Raw genomic sequence first — 16,098 nt, forward strand, 5'->3', positions numbered from 1 at the left:
GACCCCGGGCCAGGAATTCCGGCCCCGAATAAAAGAGGTCAATCAATGTTATTTAGTGGCAAAGCGCTATCGGTGCAGATGCTGGACAACGGCATCGCCGAGCTCAATTTCGACCTGCAGGGCGAATCGGTCAATAAGTTCAACCGCCTGACAGTTTCAGAATTTTCTCACGCGCTGGACGCCATCGAGGCGGCGGACGGCGTTAAAGGTGTGCTGCTGACCAGCGGCAAAGGTGTATTTATTGTCGGTGCCGATATTACCGAGTTCGGTGGCGCCTTCTCCGCGGGTGCCGAGGGCATCGCGGACCTGATGAACAAGAACAACGAAAACATCAACCGCCTGGAAGACCTGCCGGTGCCGACTGTGGTTGCCATCAACGGCTATGCGCTGGGCGGTGGTTTCGAGGTCTGCCTTGGCTGCGACTTCCGGGTAATGGGCGATCAGGCCAAGGTGGGGCTGCCGGAGGTGAAGCTGGGCCTGATTCCGGGGTGGGGAGGTACTGTGCGCCTGCCGCGTGTCGTGGGCGTGGATGTGGCCGCCGAGTGGATTGCCGCCGGCAAGGAGCAGCGTCCGGATGCAGCGCTGATGGCGCACGCGGTCGACGCGGTGGTGACCTCCGATAAGCTGAAAGAAGCTGCATTGAAATTGCTCGGCCGCGCTATTGACGGCGAGCTGGATTACAAGTCGCGCCGCGAAATCAAAAAGTCGCCGATTCCGCTGAACGACACCGAAGCCCTGATGGCCTTCTTTACCACCAAGGCGTTTGTCGGTGCCCAGGCCGGTAAGAACTACCCATCCCCGGTTGCGGCAGTGACTTCCATCGAGCAGGGCTACAAACTGGGCCGCGATGAAGCACTGAAGATCGAGCAGCAGCAGTTTATTTTCTGTGCGCAGACCGACACCGCCAAATCCCTGGTGGGGCTGTTCCTGAATGACCAGGCGATCGGCAAAGTCGCCAAGGGCTGGGAAAAGAAGGCCGACAAGAAAATCGAGCGCGCCGCGGTACTGGGTGCAGGCATTATGGGCGGCGGTATCGCCTACCAGTCCGCCTATAAGGGCACGCCGATCAAGATGAAGGATATCGATCAGAAGGGCATCGATCTGGGCCTCAAAGAAGCGAGCAAATTGCTGTCCAGGCTGGTCGAGCGCGGTCGCATGACCGTGGAGAAGATGGGTGAAACCCTGATCCGCATCGAGCCCACCCTGAGCTATGACGGCTTCGACAATGTCGATGTGGTCGTTGAAGCCGTGGTTGAAAACCCGAAGGTGAAGCACGCTGTGCTGAAAGAGGTGGAGTCGAAAGTCAGCGAAGACACCGTTATCGCTTCCAACACTTCCACCATTTCCATCGACCACCTGGCAGAACCGCTGGCGCGCCCGGAAAACTTCCTCGGCATGCACTTTTTCAATCCGGTACACAAGATGCCGTTGGTTGAAGTGATCCGCGGAGAGAAGACTTCTGAAAACGCCATAGCCCGTGTCGTTGCCTACGCAAACAAGATGGGTAAAAAGGCCATCGTGGTGCGCGATTGCCCCGGGTTCCTGGTAAACCGGGTGCTGTTCCCGTATTTCGCCGGCTTCTCCATGCTGGTGCGGGACGGTGCGGACTTCCAGGAGATTGACAAGGTCATGGAGCGCTGGGGTTGGCCCATGGGCCCGGCCTACCTGATGGACGTGGTCGGTATCGATACCGGCGTGCACGCGGAGAAAGTGATGGCCGAAGGTTTCCCGGACCGTATGGGTAAAACCTTCAAGGCCGCGTCAGACATAATGTACGAAGCAGAGCGCTACGGCCAGAAGAATGGCAAGGGCTTCTACAACTACGAGGAGGACAAGAAGGGCAAGCCGAAGAAAGTGGCTACCGAGGAGTCCTACGAACTGCTCAAGCCGCATGTGGCGGAGCGCCGCGAGTTCGACAAGGACGAAATCATCGAGCGCATGATGGTGCCCATGGCCACCGAGCTGGCGCGCTGCCTGGAAGAGGGCATTGTCGACTCGCCGGCCGAGGCCGATATGGCGCTGATCTACGGCATCGGCTTCCCGCCCTTCCGCGGCGGTATTTTCGCCTGGCTGGACAATATGGGCATGAAGACCTTTGTGGAAATTGCCGATAAGTACGCCGACCTGGGTGAACTGTACAAGCCCACCGAGCGCATGCGTGAAATGGCCGCCAATGGCGAAACCTACTACGGCGATAAGTGAGGAGAATGGTGATGAGTTTAAATCCTAGAGATGCCGTAATCGTCGACTACGCGCGCACGGCCATGGGCCGCTCCAAGAACGGTGTTTACCGCAATGTGCGCGCCGACGATATGTCGGCGGAGCTGCTGAAAAGATTCCTGCAGCGCAACGACAAGCTGGATCCGGCTGAGATCGACGACCTCATCTGGGGCTGCGTGATGCAGCGCGACGAGCAGGGCTTTAACGTGGCTCGCTTTATCCTCCTGCGCGCCGGGCTGCCGCATACCATTCCGGCGCAGACCGTGAACCGCCTGTGCGGCTCTTCCATGTCCTCGCTGCACACCGCCGCCGCCAATATCCGCGCGGGCGTCGGCGATGTCTATGTCGTTGGCGGTGTGGAGCATATGGGCCACCTGAACATGATGGAGCATGTCAGCCCCAACCCGATGCTGGGCCGTTACATGGCCAAGGCCGCGGGTTCCATGGGAATGACCGCGGAATATCTGGCCATGATGCACGGCATCCAGCGCCAGCAGATGGACGAGTTTGGAGCGCGCTCGCATCAGCGCGCGGCAGCGGCCACCAAGGAGGGCAAGTTCAACAGGGAGATCATCGCCATCGAGGGTCACGATGACGACGGTGTGCCGTTCCTGGTGGAAACTGACCAGACCATCCGCCCCGACACCACCGTCGAGGGGCTGGCGCAGCTGAAACCGGCTTTCGATCCCAAGCACGGCCAGGTGACCGCCGGTACTTCATCCCAGATTACCGACGGCGCGTCCGTGATGCTGGTCATGTCCGCCGAGCGAGCCAAGGCCCTGGGCATGACGCCGATCGCCAAAGTGCGCGAGATGGCGCTGGCCGGCGTCGACCCGTCCATCATGGGCTATGGCCCGGTACCCTCGACCCAGAAGGCACTGAAAAATGCCGGTCTCACCATCGATGACATCGACAAGGTGGAGCTGAACGAGGCCTTCGCTGCCCAGGCCCTGCCGGTGCTGAAGGACCTGAGTCTGCTGGACAAGATGGACGAGAAAGTGAACCTCTATGGTGGCGCCATAGCGCTGGGTCACCCCTTCGGTTGCTCCGGCGTTCGCATCACCGGCACCCTGCTGTCGGTGATGCAGAACGAGGGCGGCGACCTGGGCGTCTCGACCATGTGTATCGGCCTGGGGCAGGGTATTACCACCATCGTCGAACGCGTGTAGTGTCCCTCCAGCCAGTGACCAGGAAGGGCGCCTGTTGGCGCCCTTCCTGTAGGCGCGGTGCGCCGCGGTCGGCATTTTGTTGAAGCCCTCTGGCGGCTGTGGCACAATCTGCTCCCCTCGTCGCCGGGACCCGATGTTTGTGCGCTAAATTGCAGAAATATCAATGAGTTAGCGCCGAGGTCGATTTTCGGGGACGTGGTGGAATTGGTAGACACGCCAGATTTAGGTTCTGGTGCCGCAAGGTGTGGGAGTTCAAGTCTCCCCGTCCCCACCAATTAAGGAATCGTGCAGTCCGCATTGCTTGCCCGGGCGTGGCAGGTGCGGGCTGTTTGTGTTTGGCGTCGGTCGGAAATTGCCCGGCAATTCCGACGCGCATGCCATGGGAGGCGGTCGGCCGGCAGAGCCCCGGCGCCCCGGAACAAGTTGGCGCTGCGGCGCGATATAAAGAGATAGTCTCACGAGGATTAACATGCAGGTTTCCATCGAAACAACTTCCGGCCTGGAGCGTCGTTTAACGGTTAATTTGCCGGCGGAAATCGTCGATAAGGAAGTTGACAAGCGCCTCCAGCAGGCCGCCAAAAACGTACGTGTAAACGGCTTCCGCAAGGGTAAAGTGCCGCTGAAGGTTGTGCGCCAGCGTTACGGCGCCGGTGTGCGTCAGGAAGTGCTGGGCGAGGTGATGAGCCGCTCTTTCTACGAGGCGGTGCAAAAGGAGCAGGTGAAGCCTGCCGGTCAGCCCAGCATCGAGGCCAAGCAGACCGCGCCTGGTGAGAATCTGGAGTACGTTGCCACTTTCGAGGTATACCCTGAAGTTGAACTGACAGACCTGGCGGAAATCAAGGTTGAGCGCCCGGTAGCCGACGTCACCGATGCGGACGTCGACAATATGATCGACGTGCTGCGCAAGCAGCAGTCCGACTGGAAGGAAACCAAGCGCAAGGCGCAGAAGGGTGACCGCGTAACCATCGACTTCGTCGGCCGCAAGGACGGTGAGGAGTTCGAAGGTGGCAAGGCTGAGGGCCACAAGCTGGTGCTCGGTTCCGGCCAGATGATCCCGGGTTTCGAGGACGGCATTCTGGGCATGAAGCCGGGCGAAGAGAAAGACGTCGACGTCACCTTCCCGGAAGACTACCAGGCGGAAGAACTGCGCGGTGCCGCAGTGACTTTCAGTATCAAGGTTACCGCTTCCGAGAAGCCGGAGCTGCCGGAGCTGAATGAGGAATTCTTCCAGACCTACGGCGTTGACGAGGGCGGTGAAGAGAAGTTCCGCGAGGAAGTGCGCAGCAATATGCAGCGCGAGCTTAAAAACGCGGCGCTGAATAAGGTCAAGACCCAGGTCATGGATCAGCTGTTCGAGAAGCACCAGGTGGAGCTGCCGTCGGCCCTGGTGGCTGGCGAGGTTCGCGCTCTGCGCGGCCAAATGGTGCAGCAGTTCGGCGGTCAGATCAAAATGGAAGATGCCGAGCGCATGCTGCCGGACGCCATGTTCGAAGATCAGGCCAAGCGCCGTGTCGTGCTGGGCTTGGTGGTCGGTGAGATCGTGAAGCAGAACAAGATCTCCGTGGATGGCGATCGCGTCAAGGCCAAGGTGGAAGAGCTGGCGTCTACCTATCAACAGCCCGAAGAAGTGGTTGAGTACTATTTCAGCAACCGCGAGCTGCTGTCCGGCGTCGAGTCTGTAGTGCTGGAAGATCAGGTTGTCGATTTCGTTCTCGAAGCTGCCAAGGTGGAAGAAGTCGAGAGCAATTACGATGACGTCATCAAGCCGCAGAAGCAGGGCTGATAACGGCTGATCGTCTTTGTCGAAAGGCGGCTGCAATCGAGCGGCCGCCGTTCCCTTTCCTCCCTTTTTGCCGGCTGGCTTTCTCCCGCCTGACCGGTTAAGCTCTGAAAGACCGAATTTTTCAGCCTGAGCGCTTCGCGTTCTGCGGCTGTCCCGCCTAATACGCCACAAAAGGAAGCAACGGTAGCTATGGCACGTTTTGATTATCCATACTCTTCGATCGCCCCCTCAGCAACTGGTCTTATACCTATGGTGGTGGAGCAGACTGCCAGGGGAGAGCGTTCTTTTGACATCTATTCCCGACTCTTGAAGGAGCGGGTGATCTTCCTTGTCGGACCAGTCGAAGACCATATGGCTAACCTGGTCGTAGCGCAGCTGCTTTTCCTTGAGGCGGAAAATCCGGACAAGGATATTCACCTGTATATCAATTCGCCCGGAGGCTCGGTGACCGCGGGCATGTCGATCTACGACACCATGCAGTTCATCAAGCCGGATGTCAGCACCATGTGCATCGGTCAGGCGTGCAGCATGGGGGCCTTCCTGCTGACCGCCGGGGCGACCGGCAAGCGCTACGCGACCCCGAATTCCCGCGTCATGATCCACCAGCCGAGCGGTGGTGCCCAGGGGCAGGCGAGTGATATCCATATCCACGCGCAGGAAATCCTGAAGATCCGCCAGCGCCTGAACGAGCTGATGGCCCACCACTCGGGGCGTCCCGTCAGCGACATCGAGCGGGATACTGAGCGTGATCATTTCCTGAGCGCCGACGAGGCCAGGGAATACGGTCTTGTGGACGACGTGCTCTCGCGTCGCCAGGCAATGGAAAAATAGTGCTGTTTGGCGTGCATTTTGAGCCTTCGGTGGCGCTTCAGGCCGCTCTAGATGCGCTGGGGGCCGCCTGCATCAGAAAGGGCTTGAAAAACCCGCCAAAAGACAGCATCTTGCAATAGAAGCCGATATCTACGGGCCCCGGCTGGCCGAAGACCACGGAGTATTTTGATGACCGACCAGAGCAGCGGAGAAGACAATGGCAAACTGCTGTACTGTTCTTTCTGTGGCAAGAGCCAGCAGGAAGTTCGCAAGCTGATTGCCGGGCCGTCTGTCTTCATCTGCGACGAATGCGTCGAGCTGTGCACTGACATTATCCGCGAAGAGGTGCAGGAGACTTCGGAAGGTCCCGAGGGCCGCCTGCCGACCCCGCGCGAAATCACCGAAATTCTCGATCAGTACGTGATCGGTCAGGAGCGTGCCAAGCGCGTGCTGGCGGTAGCGGTGTATAACCATTACAAGCGTCTGCGCAGCAAGACCGGTGTCAAGGGCAAGGAAGACGTCGAGCTGAGCAAGTCCAATATTCTGCTGGTGGGCCCCACCGGAAGTGGTAAGACCCTGCTGGCGGAAACGCTGGCGCGCCTGCTCAATGTGCCGTTCACCATCGCCGACGCCACTACGCTCACTGAAGCCGGATACGTCGGTGAGGACGTGGAAAATATTATTCAGAAGTTGTTGCAGAAGTGCGACTACGATGTCGAAAAGGCCCAGCAGGGCATCGTCTACATCGATGAAATCGACAAGATTTCGCGCAAATCCGACAACCCCTCCATCACCCGGGATGTATCCGGTGAGGGTGTGCAGCAGGCGCTGCTCAAGCTGATTGAGGGTACCGTCGCCTCGGTACCGCCTCAGGGGGGGCGCAAGCATCCGCAGCAGGAGTTCCTGCAGGTGGACACGTCCAACATACTGTTTATCTGTGGCGGCGCTTTTGCCGGCCTCGACAAAGTGATTCGGGATCGCTCCGAGAAAGGTGGCATCGGCTTTAGTGCCGAGGTCAAATCCAAGGATGGCAAAAGCAATTTTGGTGAAGTGCTGCGCGATCTGGAGCCCGAAGATCTGGTGCGCTACGGGCTGATTCCGGAGTTTGTGGGGCGTTTGCCGGTCACTGCGACCCTGGAGGAGCTGGACCGCGCGGCGCTGATCAAGATTCTGACAGAGCCGCGCAACGCGCTGACCAAGCAGTACGCAAAGCTGTTCGAAATGGAAGATGTCGAGCTGGATTTCCGTCCGGACGCCCTGGATGCAGTGGCCGCCAAGGCCATGGAGCGCAAGACGGGCGCCCGCGGTCTGCGCTCCATTATGGAGTCTGTGCTGCTGGAAACCATGTACGACATTCCCTCGACCGACAACGTCGCCAAGGTCGTTATTGACGAGGCGGTCATAAAGGGGGAGTCGGCGCCGCTGCTGGTGTACGAGAACGAGTCCCAGCCGCAAAAGGCGGCTCCAGAGGAGTAAGGCGCGGTATCTCGGCGAAAAAGCCCCAGTTTGGGGCTTTTTTTATGGCCCGATGTTTTAGCTGGACTGGGTGTATCGGCAAGCGTTGCATGGCTGCCGGGCTTAAACTCAGGTTATTCGCTATTCCGTTACGGAGCTCGGCACAAATTCGCCGTTAGATTAGACTTGTATTCCGGTCACCGCCCCCCATTTACTAGCAACACAGGCGGCGGCCCAGAGTGAGCTGTAATCGCCAATCGCAGCAGTGATGCCGCGCCAAATACCCAGTGATCGGGCCGAGAGGAGTTCTATGGATCAGTCATCCGATACCACACTTGAATACCCGCTGTTGCCGCTGCGCGATGTCGTTGTCTACCCGCATATGGTGATCCCGCTGTTTGTCGGCCGGGAAAAGTCCATCGACGCCCTGGAAGAGGCGATGCGCAGTGATAAACAGGTGCTGCTGGTGGCGCAGAGAAAGGCGTCTGAAGATGATCCCGGCGCCGACGATATATACCGGGTGGGCACAGTAGCCAGCGTATTGCAATTGCTCAAGCTGCCTGACGGCACCGTCAAGGTTCTGGTGGAAGGCAGCCAGCGGGTCAACATCCTCGAGGTCACCGAGGGGGACGGCCACTACCGTGCCACAGTGGAGCCGATGGCAACCGAGGAGCTGCCCGAGGCGGAAGTGGATGCGCTGGTGCGCTCCGCCATGAGCCAGTTCGAGCAGTATGTTTCGGTGAGCAAAAAGGTGCCCAATGAGGTGATCACCTCGCTGTCCGGTATCGACGAGCCGGGGCGCCTGGCGGACACTATAGCGGCGCATATGTCGCTGGAGTTGCCGCAGAAGCAGGAATTGCTGGAAACGGCCAGCGTGAAAGAGCGCCTCGAGCATCTGCTCGGCTTGATGGATTCGGAAATTGACCTGATCCAGGTCGAAAAGCGTATCCGCGGCCGCGTCAAAAAGCAGATGGAGAAAAGTCAGCGCGAGTACTACCTGAATGAACAGATGAAGGCCATTCAGAAGGAGCTCGGGGAGATCACGGAGGAACCCAGTGAAATCGAGGAGCTCGAGAAAAAAATAGCCGACTCCGGCATGTCGGCAGAGGCAGAAAAGAAAACCCGTGCGGAACTGGCCAAACTGAAAATGATGTCGCCGATGTCGGCCGAGGCATCGGTGCTGCGCAGTTATATCGACTGGATGCTGAGCGTACCTTGGAAAAAGGCCAGTCGCGTGCGTCACGATCTTAAGAAAGCGGAAGAAATCCTCGAGAAAGAACACTACGGGCTGGAGGAGGTCAAGGAGCGGATCCTCGAATACCTGGCCGTGCAGAAGCGGGTCAAGAAAGTCAAAGGTCCAATACTCTGCCTGGTCGGCCCGCCCGGTGTCGGAAAGACTTCCCTGGGACAGTCAATCGCCCGTGCGACCAATCGCCAGTATGTGCGCATGGCACTCGGCGGTGTGCGCGACGAGGCCGAGATCCGCGGCCACCGCCGCACCTATATTGGCTCGTTGCCGGGCAAACTGATTCAAAAGATTTCCAAAGTGGGGGTAAAAAACCCCCTGTTCCTGCTCGACGAAGTTGACAAGATGGGTATGGATCACCGCGGTGATCCGGCTTCGGCCCTGCTGGAGGTGCTGGATCCCGAACAGAATAAATCGTTTAACGACCACTATCTCGAGGTGGATTACGATTTGTCTGACGTGATGTTCGTATGTACCTCCAACTCCATGAACATCCCGGGGCCTCTGCTGGACCGCATGGAAGTGATTCGCCTGCCCGGTTATACCGAAGATGAGAAGGTGAATATCGCCCAGCGCTACCTGGTGCCGAAACAGCGTGCAGCCAACGGCCTCAAGGACGATGAGCTGGCACTTTCCGATGCGACGTTGCGGGATATCGTGCGCTATTACACCCGCGAGGCGGGCGTGCGCGGATTGGACCGGGAGATAGCGAAGATCTGCCGCAAGGTCGTGACGGAGCACGTGCGGAAATCGTCCAGTGCCAAGGCGGTTGTGGAGCCGGAGCAGCTGGAAGACCTGCTCGGTGTGCGCAAGTTCGACTACGGCCGCGCAGAAGAAGAGAACAAGGTCGGTCTGGTAACCGGCCTGGCGTGGACGGAGGTGGGCGGCGAGCTTCTTAGCATTGAGGCTTCTGCGGTTCCCGGTAAGGGCCGGATGATCAAGACCGGTTCCCTCGGGGATGTGATGCAGGAATCCATTCAGGCGGCGCTCACTGTGGTCCGAGCGCGCTCCCAGGCACTGGGTATTGCGCCGGACTTCCACGAGACGCGGGATATTCATATCCACGTACCCGAAGGGGCGACTCCCAAGGACGGCCCGTCTGCGGGTATCGCCATGTGCACGGCGCTGGCTTCTGTGCTCACCAATATCCCGGTGCGCTCCGAGGTGGCAATGACCGGTGAAATTACCCTGCGGGGAGAGGTTTTGCGTATCGGTGGTCTTAAGGAGAAGCTGCTGGCGGCGCACCGCGGCGGCATCAAGACCGTACTGATCCCGGCGGACAATGAGCGGGACCTGAAAGAAATCCCGGATAATATTCTTCAGGATCTGGTGATCAAACCCGTCAAATGGATTGATCAGGTGCTTGAGGTGGCGCTCGAGCACAAGCCGGAATCTCTGTCCGACGAGGAGTATTCCGCCTTGCAGAAGCAGGCCGAGGAGCGTTCACAGCGCTCCATGCAGACACACTGAGTACACGAGGGGGCATCTTTCGGTGCGTCCCGTTGTCCGCAGGCTAAAAAATAATCTTCCGGCAGTGGAAAGCTGCTGGAGAATTGTCCAACTGCCCCGAAACCCGCATGGTTCCTTGACCCGCCACCGGGCAGTTGGTATAACACGGGGCTTATTGACCGGCGCCCAATTCGCCGGCGATTGAAGACTCGAACGCAGTGGTGCCCCGGAAGCGGGTGCCCGAAACAGACCTAAAAAAGAACAGAGGGATTAAGCGTGAATAAGTCCGAACTGATTGAAGCGATTGCCGCATCTGCAGATATTCCGAAGGCAGCTGCCGGCCGTGCTCTGGACGCAATGGTAGAGAGCATCACCAATGCTCTGAAACAGGGGGATCAGGTTGCTCTGGTTGGTTTCGGTACTTTTGCCGTTAAAGAGCGCGCAGCCCGCACCGGCCGCAACCCGCGCACCGGCGATCCGATCGAAATCGCAGCGGCGAAAATTCCGAACTTCAAGGCCGGCAAAGCCCTGAAGGATGCCGTAAACTAAGCGTTGCGGTAATTTAAGAAGCCTCGTTAAAAAGGTCGAAGCTTCAAAGAGGCGTATCAGACGGATGCGCCTTTTTTGTTTCGGGCCATCCGTGGCCCTCACCCCCTCGGGGCAGCCGGAGCTGACCAAAATCGCTCCATGCGATTTTGTGTTTCGGGCCATCCGTGGCCCTCACCCCCTCGGGGCAGCCGGAGCTGACCAAAATCGCTCCATGCGATTTTGTGTTTCGGGCCATCCGTGGCCCTCACCCCTTGGGGGCAGCTGGAGCTGACCAAAATCGCTCCCGGCGATTTTGTGTTTCGGGCCATCCGTGGCCCTCACCCCTTGGGGGCAGCTGGAGCTGACCAAAATCGCTCCTGGCGATTTTGTGTTTCGGGCCATCCGTGGCCCTCGCCCCTTCGGGGCAGCTGGAGCTGACCAAAATCGCTCCCGGCGATTTTGTGTTTCGGGCCATCCGTGGCCCTCACCCCTTCGGGGCAGCTGGAGCTGACCAGAATCGCTCCAGGCGATTTTTGTTTATCTGGTAATAATTAATTGAGTTAACTTTCGGAGCTGAGCATGCTTCAGTCCATGCGAGACAACCTGAAAGGTACAGCAGCGGTCATCGTTGCGGCTTTTTTTGGTTTCATTATGGTCATCGGGGGAATAGATTTTTTCACTGGTGCCAGCGGCGGTTCGGCCGATGCGGTGGCCGATATTAATGGCGAGAAGATCAGCAACCTGGATTTGCAGCGCGCGATCCAGAATCGCCGCAATTTGATCATGAGCCAATACGGCGAAGATGTCCCGGCCGACCTCCTGAGTGATGAGCAACTCCGTGAGCCGGTGTTGCAGCAACTGATCAACAGCTCCGTGATGCGCCAGGCTGCACAGGACAGCGGCATGGTGATGAGCGACGCGGCAGTGGACAGGGAAACCGTGCAGATTCCCGGCTTCCAGGTCAACGGCAAGTTCGACCCGCAGATGTATCGCGATGCACTGCGCAGGATGGGCTACAGCCCGGCCAATTTCCGCCAGATCATGGAACGCGATCTGGTGCTGCAGCAGTACGCCGACAGTGTGACTGACAGCGCCTTTACAACACGGGCGGATGCCGAACAGGTGGTGGCCGTTTCCATGGAAGAGCGCGACTTCGATTACGCGGTTCTGCCGGTTCAGGGGCTGCTCGAAGAGATGAATGTCAGCGACAGTGAAATCGAGCAGTACTATCAGGAGAACCAGGCGCAGTTCCAGCGTCCCGAACAGGTGGCCATCGAATATATAGAGCTGAAGCCGGGCCTGTTCGCAGCGAATATCGACATTTCCGAGCAGGATGTGCGCGCCCAGTACGAGCAGGAAGTCGCCAGTTTCCGCGCCGATATCCGTCGCCGCGCCGCTCACATCCTGTTGGAAGAGGCCAGTCAGGAAAAAGTGGCCGAAGTCCAGGCCAAGCTCGATGCGGGCGAGGATTTCGCGGCGCTGGCCAAGACTTACTCCGACGACCTGGGTTCCCGCGAAGAGGGTGGCGACCTGGGCTTTACCGCAGGAGACGTATTCCCGGAGGCATTCGAACAGGCCCTGGCGTCACTCGAAGTCGGCCAGGTTTCCGCTCCGGTCACCACCGACAGCGGTACTCACTTTATCAAACTGCTGGAGGTGGAGGATGCCGAGCCTCCCACCTTTGCAGAGCGCAAGTCTGCGATCGAAGCCCAGTTGCGCAATGCCGAAGCCGAGCGCGAGTTTGTCGGCGCGCTGGGCCGCCTGGCCGATCTCGCCTACAACGCCGACACTCTGGCCGGCCCCGCCCAGGAACTGGGCGTGCCGTTGCAGACCAGCGAACTGTTCAGTCGCCAAGGCGGGCCCGGTATCGCGGCCAACGACAAGGTGGTCGCTGCCGCCTTTGCGCCGGAGGCGAAGGAGGACGGCAACACCTCCGACGTGTTGAACCTGAACAACGAGCACTCTGTGGTGTTGCGGGTAACCGAGCACAAGCCGGCCGGTGTCTACCCCCTCGAGGAAGTTCGCGAACAAATCGTGCAGCGCCTCAAGCGCGACAAGGCGAGTGCGCAGCTGGCTGGCCGCGCGCAGGAGTTGAAGGCGCAATTGGAATCCGGCGCTGATTTCGCCAAGCTGGCCGAGGAGCATAAGCTGACCCTCGAGACCAGTGACAAGACGCGCCGCGGTGGATTCGGTGAGCGCGGCGAAATTATTGCGCGGGCATTTGCCCTGGATGCGCCGGGTGCCCGTGGCGACATCGTGAGCAGTTTTGCGACCAGTGACGGGGACCAGGTGGTGTTGAAGTTGCGCGACGTCCGCCCGGGCCAGCTGGCGCGGCAGAGCCGGGAGCAGCGCTCGGCACTGATGCAGCAGCTGGCTTCGGTAGGTGGCGGTGCGGAACTCGCGGCGCTGCAGAAGTACCTGGCGAATAAGGCGGATATCGAGCTGGGCAAGTCGAACTGATACCGGCGCTATCCAGCTAGTAAAGAACCCGGCTCAGGCCGGGTTTTTTATTGACTGCTCGCTGATAAACCCCGCGTCTTGCGGGGGCAGTGGTGGCAAAGCAGCAGGGCGAATATTTCGAAACGCTGCGAATACATCCCTTGCGCTCCGGCGGCGATGTCGTGATGCCGACGGTTCGACACACTCGTCCTGGCACTTCGCCTTCAATTTTTCACAGCCTGACTTTGCCTGCAGACTGCAATAAAAAACCCGGCACAGGCCGGGCTTTTTTATTGCGCTGAAAATACGATGATGAAGCTCAGCCGCTGGCCGCACTGTCGACGAATAGCGTCAGGCGCTGGCCCGGTTGCAGGTAGCTCGACTTGCTGATCCTGTTCCAGCGCAGTATGTCGTCAACGTCGATACTGAATCTGCTGGCGATACGGTACAGGGAGTCCCCATTGCGCACTCGGTAAGACAACTTGCGGGTAGTGCGATCGCTGTTGCTGCCGCTGTCAGCGTAAGCAACCAGGGTGCGGCCGGGGCGCAGGGTGTCGCCGGCTGCCATGCTGTTCCAGCTCGCCAGCTGGCGCACGCTTACGTTCAGCGAGCGCGCTATACCCCAGAGGGTATCGCCGGGCTGAACGGTATAGCTGGCCTTGTGTCCACTGCCGGAAGACTGGTGGCGTTTCACGCGCTGGTCCAGGGCGTAGGCGTACTGTCCGGCAGGACCGGATGCGCTCGGGATCAGCAGGGTCTTGCCTGCACGAATGTTGTTCCCGCGCAACTTGTTGGCTTCGCGAATTGCCGCTACCGACGTTTCGTAACGGCGGGCAATCGTGGAAAGGGTGTCGCCGCGGGCAATGGTGTAACGCTGCCAGGTGACACGCTGGTCCTTGGGCAGCTCCGCCAGCGCAGCTTCGAAGGTCTCACGCTTTTCCACCGGTATCAGCAGTCGGTGGTCGCCGTTGGGATCCGTTGCCCAGCGGTTGAATGCGGGGTTCAGGAGTTGGAGCTCTTCCATTTCGATGTCGGCGAGATTGGCGGCCTGCGCCAGGTCAATCTGGGTACCCACGTCGACAGAGGTGTAATAGGGCTCGTTGGCAACGTCGTGCAGCGGTATCCGGTAGTAGTCCGGGCGGGATACCACTTCGGCCAGCGCCAGTAGTTGTGGCACATAGCGCTGGGTTTCGCGCGGTAGTTTCAGGTCCCAGAAACTGGTACCGAGCCCGCGGCGCTGGTTGCGCTCGATTGCCCGACGCACCGTACCCTCGCCGGCGTTATAGGCTGCCAGCGCCAGCTCCCAGTCACCATCGAAACGCTCCGAGAGGTAAGTGAAGTACTGGACCGCAGCGCGAGTGGATTCGTCCACATCCCGGCGCCCGTCGTACCACCAGTTCTGGTGGAGGCCGAATGAGCGGCCGGTGGCGGGGATAAACTGCCACATGCCGGAGGCGCGGGCGTGGGAATAGGCAAAGGGGTCATAGGCGCTTTCCACGATAGGCAGCAGCGCCAGTTCCAACGGCATGTTGGACTGTTCCAGCTGCTCGGCCACGTGGAATATATAGCGGCGCGAGCGCTCGGTAACCCGAGCCATATAGCCTTCGTTGCGCGAGAAGTAGGCGATGTAATCTTTTACTTTGGGGTGATCGACGCGGCGATCGAGGCGGAAGCCCCGGCGCAGGCGATCCCAGATGTCCGCTGGGGGCAGAGCCTTTTCCGCCGGCTTCAGGACGTCGGCACTGGGGCCGGCCGCCGCGACGGTCTCTTCCCCCTGCAGATTTTGCTTGTCTGGCGCAATGCTGTTATCCGGCATCTGCGCGCAGGCCCCCACCGTCGCTGCCAGCACTGCGACGGCAATTTTCTTGTGAACCATGCTTGGTATCCGCGAGTCGTCTTTTTATTTCAGGGCTCAGGACGCGCTTATGCGCTTATCTTCTACTGCACCTGAGCTTTAATTCGTAATTGTCTGATTCTAAAGAGCGAGATAAGTTCTGGTCAACGAAAAATGGCTAGTTTTTGCCCAGATTGTCGACCGGATCGCCGCTCCTGTAGCTTGATCCCGGCAAACTGTTCAAAAATTGTCCTTCCAGCGCCTCAGCCTGGCGAAGACCTCGACCTCATCGATGTCCTCGAGCGCGCCACCGTTGGCGTCGTGGTTGGCCGCGCGCCGGGCCACGGCGGGAATATGGCAGCGCAGGAATGGATTTGTGGCCAGTTCCTCGCCAATCGTCGACGGCAGAGTGGGGCGGTTTTCGTCCCGCAGTGCTTTGCTCTCGGCGATACGGTTCTGGACGGCGGCGTTGCCGGGTTCCGCGGCTTCGGCAAAACGCAGGTTCGCGAGCGTGTATTCATGGGCGCAATAGACGCGGGTTTCCGGGGGCAGGGCGCTCAGCTTTGACAGGGAGCTGAACATCTGCGCCGGAGTGCCTTCGAACAGGCGGCCACAGCCGGCGGCGAACAGGGTGTCGCCGCAGAACAGGTGAAGCTGCGGACTGCCGTTCGCGCCTTCTTCTTCGAGCAGCAGCGCCAGGTGATCCAGCGTGTGGCCCGGTACATCCATCACCCGTAGCGGGCAACCGAGAATTTCGCAGCGGTCGCCATTGGCAAGCGGCTCCGTGACGCCCTCAATCGAACCGGGGCCGTATACCGGGCAATCGTAGCGCGCTTTGAGGCCTGCGATCCCGCCGGTATGATCCAGGTGGTGGTGCGTTACCAGTATGCCGCTCAGGGGTTCTTCAGCGAGTGCATCGATCACCGGCCTGGCGTCACCCGGGTCCACTACCCAGTGTTCACCGCCCGACTCGAGGTGCCAGATATAGTTGTCGTTGAAGGCCGGAATCGGCGAAATAGTGAGCATTTTTGTGGCTCGTCAATCTGGGAATCCAAACGATACCATGGAGGGTAGCCCGCGATGAATTCTAGTGACATTATGGTGGCGATTCGTTTTTTGGGAACATAGAGTCGTTGAATTGCCGGCCAATTGAGGGCAATTTTTC

The 16,098-nt window shown here is 59.4% G+C and carries 10 protein-coding genes and 1 tRNA gene; 9 read left to right on the forward strand and 2 right to left on the reverse strand.

Going from position 1 to position 16,098, the window contains the following annotated elements:
- Positions 1-45: 45 nt before the first annotated feature.
- From fadB to RRF64_RS00865, 9 genes are all read left to right on the forward strand, one after another.
- Positions 46-2,202: a fatty acid oxidation complex subunit alpha FadB gene (gene fadB / locus RRF64_RS00825; RefSeq protein ID WP_323843933.1), complete on the forward strand. Its 2,157-nt coding sequence runs from the start codon at positions 46-48 to the stop codon at positions 2,200-2,202.
- Between the two features lie 11 nt (positions 2,203-2,213).
- Positions 2,214-3,389 carry an acetyl-CoA C-acyltransferase FadA gene (fadA, locus tag RRF64_RS00830; RefSeq protein ID WP_323843934.1) on the forward strand — a complete coding sequence of 392 codons (1,176 nt, stop codon included), beginning with the start codon at positions 2,214-2,216 and terminating at the stop codon, positions 3,387-3,389.
- A 189-nt stretch (positions 3,390-3,578) separates the two neighbouring features.
- Positions 3,579-3,663 (forward strand) — tRNA-Leu (locus RRF64_RS00835).
- 195 nt (positions 3,664-3,858) lie between these two features.
- On the forward strand, positions 3,859-5,172 hold the full coding sequence (gene tig / locus RRF64_RS00840; protein ID WP_323843935.1) for a trigger factor: 1,314 nt from the start codon (positions 3,859-3,861) through the stop codon (positions 5,170-5,172).
- 189 nt (positions 5,173-5,361) lie between these two features.
- Positions 5,362-6,003, forward strand: coding sequence for an ATP-dependent Clp endopeptidase proteolytic subunit ClpP (clpP, locus tag RRF64_RS00845; RefSeq protein WP_323843936.1), 642 nt, complete (start codon positions 5,362-5,364; stop codon positions 6,001-6,003).
- A gap of 168 nt (positions 6,004-6,171) precedes the next feature.
- Positions 6,172-7,458: an ATP-dependent Clp protease ATP-binding subunit ClpX gene (clpX, locus tag RRF64_RS00850; protein WP_323843937.1), complete on the forward strand. Its 1,287-nt coding sequence runs from the start codon at positions 6,172-6,174 to the stop codon at positions 7,456-7,458.
- 289 nt (positions 7,459-7,747) lie between these two features.
- Positions 7,748-10,153, forward strand: coding sequence for an endopeptidase La (gene lon / locus RRF64_RS00855; protein WP_323843938.1), 2,406 nt, complete (start codon positions 7,748-7,750; stop codon positions 10,151-10,153).
- A gap of 255 nt (positions 10,154-10,408) precedes the next feature.
- A complete protein-coding gene (locus RRF64_RS00860) occupies positions 10,409-10,681 on the forward strand; it encodes an HU family DNA-binding protein (protein ID WP_323843939.1) in 273 nt (90 codons plus the stop codon).
- Positions 10,682-11,239: 558 nt separating this feature from the next.
- On the forward strand, positions 11,240-13,120 hold the full coding sequence (locus RRF64_RS00865) for a SurA N-terminal domain-containing protein (protein WP_323843940.1): 1,881 nt from the start codon (positions 11,240-11,242) through the stop codon (positions 13,118-13,120).
- Positions 13,121-13,418: 298 nt separating this feature from the next.
- Here RRF64_RS00865 and RRF64_RS00870 read toward each other — a convergent pair whose 3' ends face one another.
- Both RRF64_RS00870 and gloB read right to left on the reverse strand, forming a co-directional pair.
- Positions 13,419-14,975 carry a LysM peptidoglycan-binding domain-containing protein gene (locus tag RRF64_RS00870; protein WP_323843941.1) on the reverse strand — a complete coding sequence of 519 codons (1,557 nt, stop codon included), beginning with the start codon at positions 14,973-14,975 and terminating at the stop codon, positions 13,419-13,421.
- Positions 14,976-15,173: 198 nt separating this feature from the next.
- Positions 15,174-15,959, reverse strand: coding sequence for a hydroxyacylglutathione hydrolase (gene gloB / locus RRF64_RS00875; protein WP_323843942.1), 786 nt, complete (start codon positions 15,957-15,959; stop codon positions 15,174-15,176).
- Between the last annotated feature and the right edge of the window lie 139 nt (positions 15,960-16,098).

The sequence above is a fragment of the Microbulbifer magnicolonia genome (genome assembly GCF_035117725.1).
GTDB classification, from domain to species: Bacteria; Pseudomonadota; Gammaproteobacteria; order Pseudomonadales; family Cellvibrionaceae; genus Microbulbifer; species Microbulbifer magnicolonia.

What these genes read in the sequence shown, in the direction of transcription:
- RRF64_RS00865 (WP_323843940.1), top strand. Translation starts at nt 11,240, where the DNA reads ATGCTTCAGTCCATGCGAGACAACCTGAAAGGTACAGCAGCGGTCATC.
- RRF64_RS00870 (WP_323843941.1), bottom strand. Translation starts at nt 14,975, where the DNA reads ATGGTTCACAAGAAAATTGCCGTCGCAGTGCTGGCAGCGACGGTGGGG.
- tig (WP_323843935.1), top strand. Translation starts at nt 3,859, where the DNA reads ATGCAGGTTTCCATCGAAACAACTTCCGGCCTGGAGCGTCGTTTAACG.
- clpX (WP_323843937.1), top strand. Translation starts at nt 6,172, where the DNA reads ATGACCGACCAGAGCAGCGGAGAAGACAATGGCAAACTGCTGTACTGT.
- lon (WP_323843938.1), top strand. Translation starts at nt 7,748, where the DNA reads ATGGATCAGTCATCCGATACCACACTTGAATACCCGCTGTTGCCGCTG.
- fadB (WP_323843933.1), top strand. Translation starts at nt 46, where the DNA reads ATGTTATTTAGTGGCAAAGCGCTATCGGTGCAGATGCTGGACAACGGC.
- clpP (WP_323843936.1), top strand. Translation starts at nt 5,362, where the DNA reads ATGGCACGTTTTGATTATCCATACTCTTCGATCGCCCCCTCAGCAACT.
- gloB (WP_323843942.1), bottom strand. Translation starts at nt 15,959, where the DNA reads ATGCTCACTATTTCGCCGATTCCGGCCTTCAACGACAACTATATCTGG.
- fadA (WP_323843934.1), top strand. Translation starts at nt 2,214, where the DNA reads ATGAGTTTAAATCCTAGAGATGCCGTAATCGTCGACTACGCGCGCACG.